Annotated in this window: 13 protein-coding genes; 9 read left to right on the top strand and 4 right to left on the bottom strand. The window is 60.5% G+C overall.

From position 1 onward, the window contains the following. Nucleotides 1-9: 9 nt before the first annotated feature. Entirely contained in the window at nt 10-1,509 is a 1,500-nt protein-coding gene (gatB, locus tag GO014_RS03925) for an Asp-tRNA(Asn)/Glu-tRNA(Gln) amidotransferase subunit GatB (protein WP_157289184.1), read from the top strand. A gap of 289 nt (nt 1,510-1,798) precedes the next feature. Here gatB and GO014_RS03920 read toward each other — a convergent pair whose 3' ends face one another. The 3 genes from GO014_RS03920 to purM all read right to left on the bottom strand — a co-directional run bounded on the left by GO014_RS03920 (nt 1,799) and on the right by purM (nt 4,448). Next, nucleotides 1,799-2,689: a DMT family transporter gene (locus GO014_RS03920; protein WP_157289183.1), complete on the bottom strand. Its 891-nt coding sequence runs from the start codon at nt 2,687-2,689 to the stop codon at nt 1,799-1,801. A gap of 101 nt (nt 2,690-2,790) precedes the next feature. After that, complete coding sequence (gene purN / locus GO014_RS03915) at nt 2,791-3,375, bottom strand: phosphoribosylglycinamide formyltransferase (RefSeq protein WP_343030756.1); 585 nt, start codon at nt 3,373-3,375, stop codon at nt 2,791-2,793. Further along, a complete protein-coding gene (gene purM / locus GO014_RS03910) occupies nt 3,372-4,448 on the bottom strand; it encodes a phosphoribosylformylglycinamidine cyclo-ligase (protein ID WP_157289182.1) in 1,077 nt (358 codons plus the stop codon). Before purM ends, purN begins: the two co-directional genes overlap by 4 nt. A 134-nt stretch (nt 4,449-4,582) precedes the next feature. On the opposite strand from purM, the gene GO014_RS03905 reads away from it, so the two are divergent. Genes GO014_RS03905 through GO014_RS03890 form a run of 4 tightly spaced genes read left to right on the top strand, consistent with a single transcriptional unit; the run spans nt 4,583 to nt 10,084 of the window. Further along, on the top strand, nt 4,583-5,674 hold the full coding sequence (locus GO014_RS03905; protein WP_157289181.1) for an AI-2E family transporter: 1,092 nt from the start codon (nt 4,583-4,585) through the stop codon (nt 5,672-5,674). Further along, nucleotides 5,655-6,389, top strand: coding sequence for a P-loop NTPase family protein (locus GO014_RS03900; protein WP_157289180.1), 735 nt, complete (start codon nt 5,655-5,657; stop codon nt 6,387-6,389). The genes GO014_RS03905 and GO014_RS03900 overlap by 20 nt, the downstream gene beginning before the upstream one ends. After that, the gene (locus GO014_RS03895; protein ID WP_116590812.1) at nt 6,382-8,547 is read left to right on the top strand and encodes an RNA degradosome polyphosphate kinase; all 2,166 of its coding nucleotides are present in this window, start codon (nt 6,382-6,384) and stop codon (nt 8,545-8,547) included. The genes GO014_RS03900 and GO014_RS03895 overlap by 8 nt, the downstream gene beginning before the upstream one ends. Nucleotide 8,548: 1 nt before the next feature. Next, nucleotides 8,549-10,084, top strand: a complete 1,536-nt coding sequence (locus GO014_RS03890; protein WP_157289179.1) for a Ppx/GppA family phosphatase — start codon at nt 8,549-8,551, stop codon at nt 10,082-10,084. Nucleotides 10,085-10,096: 12 nt separating this feature from the next. On the opposite strand, the gene rnd is transcribed toward GO014_RS03890, so the two are convergent. Beyond that, on the bottom strand, nt 10,097-11,266 hold the full coding sequence (gene rnd / locus GO014_RS03885; RefSeq protein WP_157289178.1) for a ribonuclease D: 1,170 nt from the start codon (nt 11,264-11,266) through the stop codon (nt 10,097-10,099). A gap of 185 nt (nt 11,267-11,451) precedes the next feature. Here rnd and aspS point away from each other — a divergent pair, with 185 nt between their 5' ends. The 4 genes from aspS (at nt 11,452) to GO014_RS03865 (ending at nt 17,763) form a co-directional block, all read left to right on the top strand. Beyond that, a complete protein-coding gene (gene aspS, locus GO014_RS03880) occupies nt 11,452-13,242 on the top strand; it encodes an aspartate--tRNA ligase (protein WP_157289177.1) in 1,791 nt (596 codons plus the stop codon). A 156-nt stretch (nt 13,243-13,398) separates the two neighbouring features. Beyond that, entirely contained in the window at nt 13,399-15,000 is a 1,602-nt protein-coding gene (locus tag GO014_RS19495; protein ID WP_157289176.1) for an EAL domain-containing protein, read from the top strand. Nucleotides 15,001-15,190: 190 nt separating this feature from the next. Next, a complete protein-coding gene (locus tag GO014_RS03870; protein ID WP_343030755.1) occupies nt 15,191-17,476 on the top strand; it encodes an NADP-dependent malic enzyme in 2,286 nt (761 codons plus the stop codon). Beyond that, nucleotides 17,473-17,763, top strand: coding sequence for a Dabb family protein (locus GO014_RS03865; RefSeq protein ID WP_157289174.1), 291 nt, complete (start codon nt 17,473-17,475; stop codon nt 17,761-17,763). The genes GO014_RS03870 and GO014_RS03865 overlap by 4 nt, the downstream gene beginning before the upstream one ends. Nucleotides 17,764-17,767: the final 4 nt, after the last annotated feature.

Below are 17,767 nucleotides of genomic sequence, written 5' to 3'. Positions count from 1 at the left end.
GCCCGAAACATGACCCTCGTTGATACCCGTACCCCCGACAAGAAGCGCCTGATTTCCGGTTCGACCGGCGACTGGGAGGTGATCATCGGCATGGAAGTGCATGCGCAGGTGACCAGTGAGAGCAAGCTGTTTTCAGGGTCGTCGACGGCTTTCGGCAATCCGCCCAATGCCAATGTCAGCTTTGTCGATGCGGCCATGCCGGGCATGCTGCCCGTGATCAACGAGGAGTGCGTGCGCCAGGCGGTCCGAACCGGCCTGGGTCTTAAGGCCCAGATTAACAAGCGCTCGGTGTTTGACCGAAAGAACTACTTCTATCCCGACCTGCCGCAGGGCTATCAGATTTCCCAGTTCAAGGACCCGATCGTCGGCGAGGGCAAGGTTTTGCTCAACGTGGATGGCGAACAGATCGAAATCGGCATTGAACGGCTGCATCTGGAACAGGACGCGGGCAAGTCGATCCATGACCAGCACCCGAATATGAGCTTTGTCGATCTCAATCGTTCGGGGGTGGCGCTGATGGAGATTGTCTCCAAGCCCGACCTGCGGTCCTCGGAAGAGGCCAAGGCGTATCTGGGCAAGCTGCGCACCATCCTGCGTTATCTGGGGACCTGCGACGGCAATATGGAGCAGGGCTCCATGCGTGCCGACGTCAATGTGTCGGTGCGCCGCCCGGGTGGCGAATTTGGCACGCGTTGCGAAATCAAGAACGTCAACTCGATCCGTTTCGCCGGTCAGGCCATTGAGTATGAAGCGCGCCGCCAGATCGATATTCTTGAGGATGGAGGTGAGATCGACCAGGAAACTCGCCTGTTCGACCCTAAGCTGGGCGAAACCCGGTCGATGCGCTCAAAGGAAGAAGCGCATGACTATCGCTATTTCCCCGATCCGGATCTGTTGCCGCTCGAATTCGACGACGCCTTCATCAGCGACCTGGCCCAGCACCTGCCGGAGCTGCCGGACGAGAAGCAGGCGCGCTTCATCTCTGACTATGGTGTGACGGCCTACGACGCCATGGTGCTGACGCTCGATCGCGAGACGGCAGACTACTATGAGGCCTGCGTGGCCCATGGCGGCAAGAAGCGTGACGGCAAGGCGGTGGCCAATATTCTCAATGCGGACGTGGCCGCATTCGCCAACAGCCAGGGGCTAGCTGTTTGGGAAACCCATCTGCAGCCTGCGCAAATTGCCGGGCTGGTGGACCTGATCGCCAGCGGCACCATCTCGTCCAAGGGTGGCAAGGATGTGTTGCAGATCCTGATTGCCGAGGAACCCGAGGGAGATCCGGCCGAGATTGTCGAGCGCCGCGGGCTGAAGCAGGTGACCGACCTGGGGGCGATCGAGAAGATCGTCGACGAGATCATCGCCGCCAATCCCGAGCAGGTCGAAAAGGTCAAGGCCAAGCCGACGATGATTGGCTGGTTCGTGGGTCAGGCGATGAAGGCTTCGGGCGGCAAGGCCAATCCGCAGGCCCTCAACGAGCTGATGAAACAGAAACTCGGCATCGAGTAATTCCGACAGGCTGCACGCGATAGTGCCCGGTCCCGGCATTCGCCGGGGCCGGGTTTTTTGTTGCCACTATATCTCTGGGGGCGCTGTTGGCGTCGGATCTTCCATAGGTTGATCAGGCGACGGAACTTCGTTTGGTTCGGGCGGCACCGGATCGACCGGTTGGGGCTGGGGTGGCTCCGGTTGTGGCTCTATTTCCGGGATCGGCCGCGGATCGATATCGGGTCTGGGGTCTGGCATATGCGCCTCCTGCTCGACCAACGCAGGCCGGACGGGGCGGTTCCATGCCGGATCAGACCGGCACGCGGCGCCAGATCTGGCGAATGCGACCATCGATGAAGAGCAAGCCAAAAAAGATCACCAGCATGCCAAGGATCTGAATGGGCAGGATCGTTTCATCGAGCACCGTCACGCCGATTATCAGGGCCGAAATCGGCGCGATGAAGGTTGTCGTGGCGAAATTGGTCGCGCCGACGCGGGGCAGGATACGGTACATGATCTGGAAGGTGAAAGCGGTGGACAGCAGGCCAATGGCAATCGCCGCGCCCCAGGTTTCTCCACGGGTGATTGTGGGCAGGCCTTCAGTGAGCAAAGCGACGGGAACCGCCACCACGGCAGCACCGGTCAGGGCAATTGAGGCGAAAGCGGTCGGCTCGATATGCTTGTAACTACGGGTAATGTTGAGCGAAAGACCGTAGCACAGGGTGGCGCCAAGACAGGCGGCCACGGCCCAAAGCTGGGAAGTTCCGCCTTCCGAAAGGGCTGGCGAGACCAGGATTGCGGCGCCCATGAAGCCAATGGCGACGCCAGTGAACTTGATCGGCGTGCCTTTTTCGCCGCCAATCCAGAAGTGCGAGATGATCGCTGTGGCCATCGGCGTCATGGCATTGATAATGGCGGCAACGCCGCTGGCCATTTCGGCCTGTGCCAAGGGAAAGAGCGCAAAGGGAACAGCATAGGCAATGACGCCCAGGCCACCGAGTTGCAGCCAGAGGCCCGGCGTGCGCGGAACCGGCTTGCGCAGTGCGAACATTGCGGCCCAGCAACCGAGCGCACCAATGCCGACGCGGAAAGAGGTGACCCAGATCGGTCCAAGTTCGCGGATCAACACGGCATTGAAAATGAAGGAACACCCCCAGATGGCACCGAGGAAAATGATCCAGAACCAATCGCGCAAATTCATCGTACCTGTCCCTTCAGCGAGGTCGGCACGCTACGCCCGAGCAGAACAAAGGTCGAACCGATTTTGACGATGGACGTCATCAATAACTGTGATGGGCAGGATCAGAGCTTTGCCTTGCCACTGACCAGCATGCGCAGAGCCTCTGGGTAGATGCGGTGTTCTTCAACCAGAAGCCGCTCGGCCAGCGTTTCAGGCGTATCCCCGGCAAAGACCGGTATGCGCGCCTGGAGAATGGCTGGACCTTCATCGAGCCCAGGGGTGACGAAATGAACGGTGCAGCCATGCTCGCTCACCCCATCGGCGAGGGCGCGTTCATGTGTGTGCAGACCCTTGTATGCTGGCAACAGGGACGGGTGGATGTTGACCATCCGGCCCAGCCAGCGATTAACGAAGTCCTCGCCGAGAATGCGCATAAAACCGGCGAGGCACACATAATCGACCTCCCAGCTCTCGAGGATCTGGGTCATGGTGTCTTCAAACATGTCCCGGCTGGGAAATTTGCTTTGCGCAAGCGATGCCGTGGCGATCCCGTTGGCGGCGGCAGTTTCCAGGCCTGCGGCAGCGGCTCGATTCGACAGAACGCCAACGATCTCTGCGGGGTAGTCAGGCGCCCTGGCGGCCTCGATCAGCGCAGCCATGTTGGAGCCGCGGCCAGAGATCAGGATGGCGACGCGCTTGCGGGTCACAGCGCGAGCTTGCCCCGGAAGGTGACGGGCTCGCCGCTGCGCGCTGTGAGTTGGCCGACAACAGCGGCGATCTCGCCCGAAGCGCTCAGGCTCTCGATAAGACGGTTCGCGTCTTCGGCGGCAACGGCCACCAGCATGCCGACGCCGCAATTGAAAGTGCGGAGCATTTCGGTTTCGCTCATGCCCCCGACCTGGCTTAACCAGCGGAAGACAGGGGGCGGCGTGATGGCGCCGAGATCGATATCGGCGGCCAGGGCATCGGGGAGCACGCGGGGGATATTGTCGATGAAGCCGCCGCCCGTGATATGGGCAAGCGCCTTGATGCCTATGCCGTCGCGCAATGCGGACAGCAGCGGCTTGACGTAGATGCGGGTGGGTTCGAGCAGCGCTTCGGCGAGGGTCTTGCCGGTGACGAAGGGGGCGGGGGCGTCCCAGGCAAGGCCGGAGAGTTCCACAATCTTGCGCACCAGCGAATAGCCGTTCGAGTGCACGCCCGAGGAGGCCATGGCAACAAGCACGTCGCCGGCGGCGATATCCTTGCGTGGCAGGAGGCCGTTGCGCTCGGCGGCGCCGACAGCAAAGCCGGCCAGATCGTAATCATTGCCATGATACATGCCGGGCATTTCGGCAGTCTCGCCGCCGATCAGTGCGCAACCGGCGAGGCGGCAGCCATGGGCGATGCCTTCGACGATGGCCTTGCCCTGCTCGACATCGAGCTTGCCGGTGGCCAGATAGTCGAGGAAGAACAGCGGTTCGGCGCCCTGTACGACCAGGTCGTTGACGCACATGGCGACCAGATCCTGGCCGATGGTGTCGTGCTTGCCGGTGTCGATGGCAATCTTGAGCTTGGTGCCAACCCCGTCATTGGCCGCCACCAGCACTGGATCGACAAAGCCGGCCGCCTTGAGATCGAACAGGCCGCCAAAGCCGCCGATCTCGCCGTCGGCCCCGGGACGCCGGGTGGAGCGAACTGCTGGCTTGATGGCTTCGACCAATGCGTTTCCAGCATCGATGTCGACGCCAGCCTGCTTGTATGACAGGCCGTTTGATGGCAGGTTTTGTGGGTCGGACATGAGCCTTCTTGCCATGCTGGGGATTGCGGGCGCAACTTCGTGCGCGCGAACCGGATTGGTTGATCTTTTCGGTGCTGGCCGTTAGACGGCCTGATAGCTTTTCGATTACCCAGACGCAAGGGCCAGCCGGCACCATGGCACTCAGAAATCAAGTGTTCATCTGGATCGGGCTGCTGGTCGCCCTGATTGTCTCCTTGTGGATCTTCCGTGGTATCCTGTTGCCCTTTGTCGTGGGGGCGGCACTCGCCTATTTGCTGAACCCCCTGGTCAACCAGCTGCAGAAGTTGCGGTTCAATCGTGTCTGGGCGACGGTGGTGGTGCTGTTCAGCGTGCTGACGGTGGTCATAAGCCTGTTCTTCATGTTCGTGCCACTGATCGGCCAACAGATCATCGGCCTGATCCAGCGATTGCCGGGCTATGTCGGTGATCTGCAGGAGCTGGCCGTGGCCTGGGCCCCCGAGATCAATGAATGGCTTGGGCCCGAACGCGCCGCTGACCTGCAGTCCAGCCTCAATGACCTAGCGCGCCAGGCTCTAGGTTTCATTGCGACCTTGCCTGCGGAGCTGGTCAATATCGGCCTGACCGGCGCTGCGGTGGTCGGGTTTACAGTGCTGGCTCCCGTTGTGGCTTTCTATCTGCTGCTCGATTGGGAAGGCATGGTGCGCGGGATCGACGAGCTGCTGCCCAAACAGCACAAGGGCGAAGTGAAGGGCATTCTGCGCGAAATCGACAAGTCCATGGCGGGGGTGATCCGCGGTCAGGGGAGTGTCTTGCTGCTCGATGCGGCGTTCTATGCCACTGCACTGAGTGTGATTGGCCTCAATTACGGCCTGGCCGTTGGCTTGATCGCGGGGCTGTTCAGCTTCGTTCCCTTTGTCGGATTTGCCCTGGGCCTTGGGCTTTCCGTCGGCATCGCCTTGGTGCAATACGCGCCCAATTGGTGGATGATCGTTCTGGTGGCTGGGGTTTACTTCTTCTGGCAGTTCATCGAGGGCAATGTGCTCTATCCCAAGCTGGTGGGTTCCTCGATTAACATCAATCCGGTCTGGATGATGTTCGCCCTGCTGGGCCTGGGCGCCATTTTCGGTTTTGTGGGGCTGTTGCTCGCCGTGCCGATGGCAGCAATCGCATCAGTTTTGGTCCGCTATGGGGTGCGCAAATACAAGGAAAGCTCGCTCTATCTCGGTGTAAGGCGGCGTGCGCCCGATGACGATGCTGCATCCTGATCATGGCCCGCGGCAATTGCCGCTCGATCTAGGACATGAACCTTCCCATGCTGAGGACGACTTCCTGGTCGGGGCGGGCAATGCGATGGCGCATGCCCGCATCCTTGCCTGGCCGCATTGGCCCGATGGCGTGACCCTGTTGATTGGCCCGACAGCGTCGGGCAAGTCGCATCTGGCCCGGATCTTCTGCGAACGAAGCCAGGCCGTGGTGGTGACTCCAGCCTCGATTGCCCAGATTGCTTCAGAGTCTGGGCAGGAGGCTCTGCTGGTCGAGGATGTCGACCGGCTGGACTATGACGAGCACCATCTGTTTCACCTGCTCAACCAGGCCATGCGCGGCTCCCGGACTCTGCTTCTCACCGCGCGGGAAGAGGTTGCGCGTTGGCCGCTACGGACTGATGATGTGCGCTCGCGGGTTCGTCGGGCCGCTGTTTTCCGGCTCGAGGTCAGCGACGACATTGAGTTGTCACAGATGTTCGTGAAATTGTTCGGGGATCGGCAAATCAAAGTCGACCCCAAGGTGATCGGCTATGTCGTGCCGCGCATGGAGCGCAGTTCCGAAGAAGCCGCTACCCTTGTCGAGCTTATGGACAAGCTGGCCCTTGCCAAAGGCTCGGCTATTACCCGCACAATAGCGTCGGAGGCCCTGGCGCTGCGTCAACAGGCGCACGGGCTGGACCGACAACAGGATTGGGACGCTGAGACCGATGAATGAAATAAGCGAATTTCCCGAGGCCGAGGGTTCGGTGCCGGATGTTGAGGCGCTCCGCACCAGCCCGGCGCGTTTCGTCAATCGCGAGGTCAGTTGGCTCCAATTCAATATGCGCGTTCTGGAAGAGGCCGGCAATGAAGCGCATCCGCTGCTTGAGCGGCTGCGTTTCGTCTCGATCTCGGCAAACAACCTGGACGAATTCTACATGGTGCGCGTGGCAGGTCTGAAAGGGCAGATCCGCGCGGGCATGACCAAGCAGAGCGCCGACGGATTGTCTCCGGCCGAGCAGCTTGAAGAGATCGCGACGCTTACCCAGCATCTGCAACTCGAACAGCAGGATCATTGGAAAGAGCTGCGTGAAGAACTGTTTGCGCAGAATGTGGTGATCCACGAGGCCGATGATCTGACCAATGACCAGATCGCCTATCTGCAAAAACTGTTCCGCGAGGAGATTTTCCCGGTCCTGACGCCGATTGCGGTCGACCCGGCGCATCCCTTCCCGTTCATCCCCAATCTGGGCCTTGCGCTCGCCTTCGAATTGCGCCGGCCCAATAGCGATCAGCCACTGACCGCCCTGGTGCGCATTCCGAGCAATCTAGACCGGTTCATCAACCTGCCAAGCGGTCTGGTTTCCGAAGGGCGCTCAGAAGTTGTGACCATCGATACCTTGGTCAAGCTCTTCTTCCATAAGATGTTTCCGGGCCATGAGGTGATTGGGTCCGGCACCTTTCGAGTCATCCGCGACAGCGAAATCGAAATTGACGATGAAGCGGCCGACCTGGTGGTCGAGTTCGAGAGTGCGCTGCGCCAGCGCCGCCGTGGTCAGGTCATTCGGCTGGAAATCGAGCGTTCAATGCCGCGCGCGCTCAAGCGGCAGATCGGCGAGCAGCTTGGTGTCAAGGAAGCGGATGTGTTCGAGGTACATGGCTTTCTGGGTCTGGCCGATGCCCGCAAGATCTGTGACGTGGATCGCCCGGACCTGAAATTTACGCCTTACCTGGCGCGCTTTCCGGAGCGCATTCGCGACTATAACGGCGACAATTTTGCTGCCATTCGCGCCAAAGACATACTGGTTCACCATCCCTTCGAGAGTTTCGATGTGGTGGCGCAGTTCCTGATGCAGGCGGCGCGGGATCCCGATGTCGTTGCCATCAAGCAGACGCTTTACCGTACTTCGTCGGACAGTCCCATCGTCAAGGCCCTGGTGCTGGCGGCCGAGGCGGGCAAATCGGTTACGTGCCTGGTCGAACTCAAGGCGCGGTTTGACGAAGAGGCCAATATTCGCTGGGCGCGCGACCTGGAGCGAGCCGGCGCTCAGGTGGTGTTCGGGTTTGTCGAACTCAAGACGCACGCCAAATTGAGCCAAGTGGTGCGGCGCGAAAAGGGCAAGCTGGTCAGTTACTGCCATATCGGCACGGGCAATTATCACCCGATCACGGCCAAGATTTATACGGATTTGAGCTATTTCACGATCGATCCGGCGATCACGCGCGATGTGGCACGGGTGTTCAACTTCATTACCGGTTATGCGCGGCCGACCGAGCTGGAAACCATCGCCGTTTCACCCGTCAATCTGCGTCAAACGCTGATTGACAATATCGCCCATGAGATCGAGCTGGCGCGCGACGGCCAGCCGGCCTCGATTTTGTTGAAGATGAACTCGCTGGTTGATCCTCAGGTGATCGACGCGTTGTACGACGCCAGCCAGGCGGGTGTGAAGGTGGACCTGATCGTGCGCGGAATTTGCTGCCTGAGGCCCGGCATCCCCGGGTTCTCGGACAATATCCGGGTCAAGTCGGTGGTCGGGCGGTTCCTTGAACACAGCCGCATCTATTGCTTTGGCAATGGCGAGACCATGCCGTCGCCGCGGGCCAAGGTCTATATTTCCTCGGCCGACATCATGGGACGCAATCTGGACGGCCGGGTGGAAACTCTGGTGCCAATCCTTAATGAAACGGTGCACAAGCAGATTCTGGACCGCATTCTGGTTGCCTATCTCAAGGACAACCAGCAGAGCTGGGAAGTGCTTCCCGATGGGAGTTCACATCGTATAAGGGTGGGCGAGGGCGAAGAACCCTTCAACGCCCACGACTACTTCATGACCAATCCTTCCCTGTCCGGCCGTGGCAGTGCGGGCGAGGCGGAGAGCGACGAGGATTAAATTGACTCAGTTCTGGGGCGTCGATGCCGATCCGACCGCACAAGGGCGCATTAAAGGTGCCCGGCCGGTAGCAGTTCTCGACATCGGTTCCAACTCGGTTCGCCTGGTGGTCTACGAGCGCCATGCGCGCGCGCTGACGCCGCTGTATAACGAAAAGTCCGCCTGCGCCCTGGGGCGCGGGATTGCGCAGAGCAAGCGCCTTGCCGACGCCAATATGGACAAGGCCCTGGAAGCCATGAAGCGCTTTGCGCTGGTGGCACGCATGATGCGGGTGGGCAAGGTCTATATCCTGGCAACGTCTGCCGTGCGCGATGCGGCCAACCGCGATGAGTTTGTCTCTGCTGTCGAAGCCATCATGGAAGCGCCGGTGCGCGTGCTCAGCGGCCAGGAAGAGGCCCATTATGCGGCCCTCGGCGTGGTGGCAGGCATACCCGGCTTTGCCGGGGTGGTCGGCGATCTTGGCGGCGGCAGCCTCGAGCTTTCGGACATCGCCAATGGGCATGATACCAATGGCGAGAGTTTCGAGCTGGGTGTCATTCGCCTGCAGGATGATGCCGATGGATCGCCGAAGAAAGCGGCGACCCTGGTGCGGGAGCGGCTGGCCGATTCAATTCTGCAGGGAGACCAAGCGGGTGCACAGTTCGCGGCGATTGGCGGCACCTGGCGTTCACTGGCCAAGCTGCATCAGGCCACCTGCGACTATCCCCTGCATATGGTGCAGGACTATGTGGTTTCTGCCGATGAGATGATCCGGTTCTGCGAAGAGATCGTGGCCGCCGATGCCCTCAAAGGCTATCCGGGGGCGAGCAGTGTTAGCAACTCACGCCGCGAATTGGTGCCGTTCGGCGCGGCAGTGCTGGCCGAGATCCTCAAGGCCGGGAAATTCAGCAACGTCGTGTTCTCCGCGCTTGGCGTGCGCGAAGGTTATCTCTACGGCATGCTCGATCAGCGCGAGCAGGAGATCGATCCGCTCATTCAGGGCGCCGAGGAACTGTCGGTATTGCGGTCGCGGTCTCCGGCGCACGCCAATGATCTGGTCGAGTTCACTGCGCAGTATTTTGCAGCCGTTGGCGCAGAAGAAACGCCTGAAGAGGCGCGCCTGCGGGTGGTGGCTTGTCTTCTTGCCGATATCGGCTGGCGTTCGCACCCCGATTACCGAGGGCCGCAAAGTGTGGATTCGGTGGCCTATGGCTCGTTGACCGGGGTGGACCATCCCGGTCGTTCATTTCTGGCCCAGACCCTGGCGATCCGCTATGATGGGCTGAAATCCAAGGCCGCGCAGGTGCTGGTGCCGCTGGGTTCCGACGCTCTGACGGCGCGGGCGCGCCTGATCGGGTCGATGATGCGCGTGGCTTATCCGATGACGGCTGCGATGCCGGGCGTCCTGCCGCGCACGCGGTTCAGCCTGGATGATGACACGCTGGTCCTCAACCTGCCGGCGGACTTCGCCTTTCTCAATGGCGATCACCTGCGGAACCGGCTGCGCCAGTTTGCCGAAGGAGCCGGGCACGCCAAATGGCGGGTGGATGTGGGGTAGCTCGTCGGGGCGCTATTCGGCCGCCTCGGTCTGATTCACCGCAAATTCGATGATGCCCTTGCGGGTCGCCACAAGGCCAATGCGCCCATGCTTGATGGCCAATGCCTTTTCGCCAAACAGCTTGCGGCGCCAGCCCTTGAGCGCGGGAACATCGGCTTCGTCATCGAGTACGAGCGCGTCGATTTCATCTGATGTAGCGATGATGCGGGCGGCGACGCCGTGCTGTTCGGCCACAGCCTTGAGCAGCACCCGCACCAGATCGCCGATGGCCCCCTTGGGGGAGGGGCCGCGGTAACGCTCGGGCAGGCTGGGCAGGGCCGATTTGGGCATGGCGTCGACCTGCTTGAGCAGCGCCATGATTTCTCCGGCTGCGGCGCTCCGGCCAAAGCCACGCGGCACGGCACGCAGCTTTTCGAAGGCATCAGGAGTCAGGGGCCGCTGGGTGGCCAGTTCGCCCAGCACGTCATCCTTGAGAATGCGGCTGCGGGGCTGATCGGTATCCTGGGCCCGTTGCTCGCGCCACTGCGCCAGCAGCTTGATGGCGGCCAGATCGCGCGGCCGATTGAATTTCATCTTGAGGCGGTTCCAGGCCTGTTCGGGCTGGACGACATAGGTATCGATGCTGCGCAGGGTGGTCATTTCGTCTTCGACCCAATCCCAGCGCCTTGTGGCCTCTACCTGCTTGCGCAGTTCGCGATAGATGTCGCGCAGCCAAGTGACGTCTGCGATGGCATATGTGCGCTGTTTCTCCGAAAGCGGACGGGCGGACCAGTCGGTGAAACGGGAGGACTTGTCCAGTTCCACCTTGCAAATAGAGCGCACAAGACTGTCGTAGGACGCGCTGTCACCGAAGCCGCAGACGCTGGCGGCGACCTGGGTGTCGAAGATGTTGTGCGGCACAGCGCCAGTCAGCTTGACGAAAATCTCAACGTCCTGCCGCGCGGCGTGAAACACCTTGGTGACATTGGGATTGGCCAGGAGCTTAAAGAAAGGGGCCAGCTTGATGTCCGGTGCCAGCGGATCAATGAGCACCGCTTCATCGTCGGTGGCGACCTGGATCAGGCATAGACGGGGCCAATAGGTCGTTTCGCGCAGGAATTCCGTATCAACCGTCACAAACTCAAACTGGGAAGCGCGCTCGCAAAATTCCGCCAGGGCTTCTGTGGAAACTATGAGGTCCATACGTACTACCGTCTCAAATTCGTCACTATTCTTCCTAGCAGGTGCGCTGGGTTAGCTCCACCTTGGATTTTTCTTGCGGTAAAGGGGCGTAGCGCGAGAAGTCCTGCCGCCTTGACAAGCGGGGCGCGCCATGCGCTTTTCCCGCCCGAGATTCCGGCCTTTATTCAGCAATTCCGAGACCCGACATGACCCTTCATCGTTACCGTTCCCACACCTGTGGTGCCCTCACGGCAGACGATGCCGGAAATAATGTGCGCCTGTCCGGCTGGGTGCATCGCGTACGCGACCATGGGGGGCTGCTGTTCATCGATTTGCGCGACCACTACGGCATTACGCAATGCGTGATCGATCCGGATTCGGCAGCATTCGCAACGGCTGAAACCGTGCGCTCCGAATGGGTGCTGCGGATCGATGGCGAAGTGAAGCTGCGCGATGCGACGGCGGTCAATCCCAACATTCCCACCGGCACGATCGAAGTGTTCATTCGCGAGATTGAAGTGCTGTCTGCCGCCAAGGAACTGCCGCTGCCGGTCTTCGGCGAGGCCGAATATCCCGAAGACATCCGTCTGCGCTACCGCTTCCTCGACCTGCGCCGCGAGACGCTGCACGCCAATATCGTCAAGCGCACAAAGATCATTTCGGCGATGCGCTCGGGCATGGGCGAGGCCGGCTTCACCGAATTTTCGACGCCGATCCTGACTGCATCCTCGCCGGAAGGTGCGCGCGACTTCCTGGTTCCCAGCCGCATTCATCCGGGCAAGTTTTTTGCCCTGCCGCAGGCGCCGCAGCAGTACAAGCAGCTTCTGATGGTGGCTGGTTTTGATCGCTACTTCCAAGTGGCGCCGTGTTTCCGCGACGAAGACCCGCGCGCCGACCGCCTACCGGGCGAGTTCTACCAGCTCGACCTGGAAATGAGCTTTGTGACCCAGGAAGATATCTGGAACACGGTCGAGCCGGTGATGACCGAGGTGTTTGAGAAATTCGCCAATGGCAAGCCGGTGACCAAGGGCTGGCCGCGCATTCCTTATGCCGAGGCCATCCGGAAATATGGTTCGGACAAGCCGGACCTGCGTAACCCGATTGAAATCCAGCCCGTCACCGAGCACTTTGCCGGTTCCGGTTTCAAGGTCTTTGCCAACCAGATCGAAACCGATCCCAAGGTCGAGGTCTGGGCGATTCCGGCCAAGAACAAGGCTGGCGCCGAGCCGATCGGCCGGGCCTTCTGCGACCGCATGAACGGCTGGGCGCAGGGCGAGGGTCAGCCGGGGCTGGGCTATATCTTCTTCAAGGAAGGGCAGGGTTCCGGTCCGATCGCCAAGAATATCGGTGAGGAACGTACTGCCGCGCTCAAGGCGCAGCTCGGGCTGGAGGACGGCGATGCGGTCTTCTTCGTGGCGGGCCGACCGGAGAAATTCTACAAGTTTGCCGGTGAAGCGCGCACCAAAGTCGCTACGGATCTGGATGTTGTCGACAAGGATCGCTTTGCTCTGTGCTGGATCGTCGACTTCCCGTTCTACGAGTGGGATGAGGAAGAAAAGCGCGTGGACTTTGCGCACAATCCATTTTCGATGCCGCAGGGTGGCCTAGAGTCCCTCAATAGCGAGGACCCGCTTTCGCTCAAGGCCTATCAGTATGACGCGGTCTGCAACGGCTTTGAGATTGCCTCCGGGTCGATCCGTAACCAAGAGCCGGACACGATGGTCAAGGCGTTCGAGCTGACAGGTAAGTCCCGCGAAGAGGTCGAAGAGCAGTTCGGCGGTCTTTACCGCGCCTTCCAGTATGGTGCGCCGCCGCATGGCGGGGCGGCCTTCGGTATCGACCGCATTGTGATGCTGCTGTGCGGGGTGCAGAACCTGCGCGAAATCACGGCATTCCCGATGAACCAGCAGGCCGAAGACCTGCTGATGGGCGCGCCGAGTGCCGCTGAGCCCAAGCAGCTCCGCGAATTGAGCCTTCGGCTCAACGTACAAAGCTGATTGCACGCAGTATCTGGTGACGGATTGGAGGGGTGGCCTATGGCCGCCCCTTTGACGTCTGCAACATGGTTAGCGCGAATTAACCAGCATTAATGATCCGTTAAATCCTTGCTTGCTAGCTAGGTAGGCAAGATTTTCCGGGTTCGGATTCGCAGTGTGAAATCGAAGTTTTCCCATGTCCTGATGCTTTTGGGCGCCGTGCTGGCGTTTGTGCCCATTATTGCAGTGGACTACCTGCTGGATGCCTATGTCCAGTATCGGGAAAAAGCCGAGGCGCAGTGGTATGTTGAGTCCATCAGTTCACACATAAATTCAGGTGCCATGGATGGCGTGGCAGCGCTGCGCCAGGTTATTGCGGCCAGTCCGTCGCTATGCACCGCAACTTTCGTCACCAATGCGCAGGAAGCCATTGAGGGTGGCCTGAATCTCAAGCAGTTCCTCGTCGAGAACCTCGACGGTGTGCAGTATTGCGACGCCTATGGCCGCGTGGTGAACTATTCTCCGCTGTCCCAGCCTTTGCCGGTGCCCGGTCTCACCGAGACGATGGCGGTGGTCAAGCTGGGTGAAATGGACATGCCGGCGCTTAAACTTTCCCAGACCTTTGGTGAGACACGGCGGGTTTCCACATTTGTGCCGCTGCTGGGACAGTCAGAGAGCGCGCTGAATGAAACGCTGCCCGACTCGGCTATGATGCGTGTCACCCTGACCAACGGTCTTTCCATTGTCACGTTGGGCGACCCGTCGGGCTTTGACCGGCGCCAGTCCAGCTCGGACTATATCAGCGCCCAAGGCTATGCCGGCCAGTTCCCGATCAAGGTGGAATATGCGGTGCCCTTCGCCATGGCACGGGCGGGCTATGCCGATCTCGACGTGGCGTTCACATTCATCGCCTGCCTCGCCAGTGCCGTGTTCCTGATTCTCAATTTGCGCTATGTGCGCCGCTCGCGCGTGCCCGCTTTCGATCTGGAACGCGCTATCGAGCGCAACGAGATCAAGCCCTACTATCAACCGGTCATCAATCTGCGGACCGGTGAATTGGTGGGCTGTGAGGTGTTATGCCGTTGGGAGAAGCGCAATGGGAAGGTGATACCTCCCGGCGCCTTCATCGATTATGCCGAGGTGACGGGGCTGGCCATCCCGATGACCGTGTCGCTGATGCAGCAGGTGCGCAACGATCTGGGCGATCTTTCCCGGACGCTGCCGAACATGAAGATTTCGATCAATCTGTTTGAGGGTCATTTTCGCGATGTCGGCATTGTCGAGGATGTGCAGGCGATTTTCGGGCAGTCGCCGATCAACTTCCGGCAATTGGTCTTCGAAATCACCGAGCGGCGCCCGCTGACCAATTCGATGACCACGACCAGCGTGATTTCGGGCCTGCATGCCCTGGGCGCGCGGTTGGCAATGGATGATGCGGGCACCGGGCACTCCAATCTGGCCTATCTGGCGACATTGGGCGTCGACGTCATCAAGATCGACCGCATCTTTGTGGACATGATCAAGCCGGGAACGACCCAGGTGCCGGTTCTGGATGGTCTGATCGCCATGGCCAAGGATCTTGATTGCGAGATCGTGGCCGAGGGCGTGGAGACGGAGGAACAGGCGCTCTATCTGCGTTCGCGCGGGGTCCTGCACGCGCAGGGCTATATCTTCGCGCCGGCATTGAAAGTTGGTGCGTTCAAGGAATTGGCGCTGGCACTCAATTCGGCGTCCAATCCGCAGCCGCGGCTGGAAGTGGTGGCGTCCGCAGCGGCTTGATCGTCAGATTGCCCTTCGGCCCCAGAGTAAAACTACACGAAACTGTCGAATCTCTGTCAGCACAACGCTGCAGCTTCGACGTCTGCCGTATTTTTGCCGTCGACTCGACGCCTTGGGCTTTTCCAGCCTTTTCAATCCGTGTGATTGATGGCACCAACGCGGCCAAAAGGGCTTGCCGGGAGAGAGTTTCGTGACCACAGACATCAATGAGCAGCGCAAGGCACTTCGTGATGCGGCGCTGCACTTCCATGAATTTCCCAAGCCCGGCAAACTGGAGATCCAGCCGCTCAAGCCGCTCGGTAACCAGCGCGACCTGGCGCTGGCCTATTCTCCCGGCGTTGCGGCCCCTTGTGAAGAAATTGCCCAGACGCCCGAGGCCGTAGCCCGCTATACCTCGCGGCAGAATCTGGTGGCTGTCATTTCCAATGGCACGGCAGTGCTGGGGCTGGGCAATATCGGCGCGCTGGCCTCCAAGCCCGTGATGGAAGGCAAGGCGGTTCTGTTTAAGAAATTTGCCGGCATCGACGTGTTCGACCTTGAAATCGACGAGGTTGATCCGAAGAAGTTCACAGACGCCGTCGCGCCGCTCTGGCCTACCTTTGGGGGGATCAATCTCGAAGATATACGCGCCCCGGACTGCTTCGAGATCGAGGAGGCGCTGCGCGAGCGGATGCCGATCCCGGTCTTCCATGATGACCAGCATGGCACGGCGATCATTGTTGGCGCCGCGGTCCTGAACGGCCTGGAGCTTGCTGGCAAGTCGATCGAGACCGTCAAGATCTGCACGTCGGGGGCAGGGGCGGCGGCCATTGCCTGTCTCAATGTGCTGGTGGCGCTCGGCGCCAAACACGAAAATATCTGGGTGGCCGACAAAGATGGTCTGGTCACACACAAGCGCAACGACATCAATGACAAATGGCGCGGACAGTTCAGACGCACCAGCGATGCGACGACGCTGGCCGAGGTGATCGAAGGGGCCGATGTATTCCTTGGGCTGTCGGCAGCAGGCGCGCTCAAGCCGGAGATGCTCGCCAAGATGGGGCCCAAGCCGCTGATCCTGGCCCTGGCTAACCCAAACCCGGAAATCATGCCCGAATTGGCCAAGGAAACCCGACCCGACGCCATGGTTTGCACGGGTCGTTCGGACTATCCCAACCAGGTCAACAATGTCCTGTGCTTCCCGTTCATCTTCCGCGGTGCGCTTGATGTACATGCCACCACGATTAATGAGGAGATGAAGCTGGCTGCGGTGCGGGCGATTGCCAAGCTGGCCCGCGAGCCCGGGCTGGAGGTGTCACCCTCCGGCGCGCCGGCGGTCTATGGCCCCGAACACATCATTCCCAACCCATTCGACCAGCGGTTGATCTTGCGCATTGCACCGGCGGTGGCTCGGGCGGCGATGGATTCGGGCGTCGCCAAGAAGCCGATCGAGGATTGGGACGCCTATTACGACGGCCTCAACCGCTTCGTGTTCCGCTCGGGCCTGGTGATGAAGCCGATCTTTGATCGTGCGCAGGGGCAGGGCAAGCGAATTGCCTTTGCCGATGGTGAAGACGAACGCGTCTTGCGTGCCGCACAAGTGCTGCTCGAGGAGGGCATTGCCCGCCCGATCCTGATCGGGCGTCCGGCGGTGCTGGAGGCGCGCATCGAGCGGTTTGGTCTGAGCATCGAGCCGGGCAGGGACTTCGAGGTCATCAACCCTGAAGATGATCCGCGCTATCGTGACTATGTGAGCCTGTTCCACTCCCTGGTCGGGCGCACCGGCGTAACGCCGGACACGGCCCGAACCATCGTGCGCACCAATACAACGGTGATCGGTGCTCTGGCTCTGAAACGCGGTGAGGCAGACGCCATGCTGTGCGGGCTGCAAGGTCGCTTCATCAAGCATGTGCGGGATATCAAATCGGTCCTGGGCATGCAGGCGGGGGTCACGGAGGCGTCTGCGCTCTCCATGCTGATCATGCCGCGCGGGGCGTTTTTCCTTACTGACACCTATGTCAACCAGAACCCCAGCGCCGACGAGATCGTTTCGATCACCTTACAGGCCCGCGACCATCTCAAGCGTTTCAATATCGAGGCAAAGGCGGCTCTTCTGAGCTATTCCAATTTTGGATCTCGCGATGGCGACAGCGCCTACAAGATGCGCGAGGCCTATGCCAAGCTCAAGGCTATCGCGCCGGACCTGATCGTCGAGGGCGAGATGCAGGGCGACCTGGCGCTCAATGAGGGGCTGCGCGAGCGCTATATCCCGGACACCATTCTCAAGGGCGAAGCCAATCTGCTGGTATTCCCGGACCTTGATGCGGCCAATCTTTCGATGACCCTGCTCAAGGAAATGAACAATGGCCTGGCGGTCGGCCCGATCCTGATGGGCATGCAGTCACCGGCCCATATCCTGGCGCCATCCGTCACAAGCCGCGGCATTGTCAACATGGCCGCCATCGCCGCCAATGAAGCCCTTGGAGAAACAGCATGATCCGGCACACTGTCAGCTTCACCCTCAAGCACCCGGCAGGTTCTGATGCTGAGCGTGCTTTTCTGGAAGCGGCGCTCGTGCTTGCAGCCATTCCGGGCGTGGAGCAATTTGAGCGTCTCCGTCAGGTTAGCGCCAAGAGCGACTTCAGTTTTGGCTTCTCGATGGAATTTGCAGATCAGGCCGCCTATGACTCCTACAACGTGCATCCAGATCACGTGGCGTTCGTGCGCGACCGCTGGGTGCCGGAAGTCGAGCGCTTCCAGGAGCTCGATTACATTGCACTCTGAGCCG

Source organism: Devosia marina, assembly GCF_009758415.1.
In the GTDB taxonomy this organism is placed as follows: Bacteria; Pseudomonadota; Alphaproteobacteria; order Rhizobiales; family Devosiaceae; genus Devosia; species Devosia marina.
Note: the sequence above shows the minus strand (reverse complement) of the source record. Positions and strands in the feature narration are given on the sequence as shown.

Excerpts from the sequence above, each read along its gene's own strand:
- gatB (WP_157289184.1), top strand. The coding sequence starts at position 10 with ATGACCCTCGTTGATACCCGTACCCCCGACAAGAAGCGCCTGATTTCC.
- GO014_RS03920 (WP_157289183.1), bottom strand. The coding sequence starts at position 2,689 with ATGAATTTGCGCGATTGGTTCTGGATCATTTTCCTCGGTGCCATCTGG.
- purM (WP_157289182.1), bottom strand. The coding sequence starts at position 4,448 with ATGTCCGACCCACAAAACCTGCCATCAAACGGCCTGTCATACAAGCAG.
- GO014_RS03905 (WP_157289181.1), top strand. The coding sequence starts at position 4,583 with ATGGCACTCAGAAATCAAGTGTTCATCTGGATCGGGCTGCTGGTCGCC.
- GO014_RS03900 (WP_157289180.1), top strand. The coding sequence starts at position 5,655 with ATGACGATGCTGCATCCTGATCATGGCCCGCGGCAATTGCCGCTCGAT.
- GO014_RS03895 (WP_116590812.1), top strand. The coding sequence starts at position 6,382 with ATGAATGAAATAAGCGAATTTCCCGAGGCCGAGGGTTCGGTGCCGGAT.
- rnd (WP_157289178.1), bottom strand. The coding sequence starts at position 11,266 with ATGGACCTCATAGTTTCCACAGAAGCCCTGGCGGAATTTTGCGAGCGC.
- aspS (WP_157289177.1), top strand. The coding sequence starts at position 11,452 with ATGACCCTTCATCGTTACCGTTCCCACACCTGTGGTGCCCTCACGGCA.
- GO014_RS03865 (WP_157289174.1), top strand. The coding sequence starts at position 17,473 with ATGATCCGGCACACTGTCAGCTTCACCCTCAAGCACCCGGCAGGTTCT.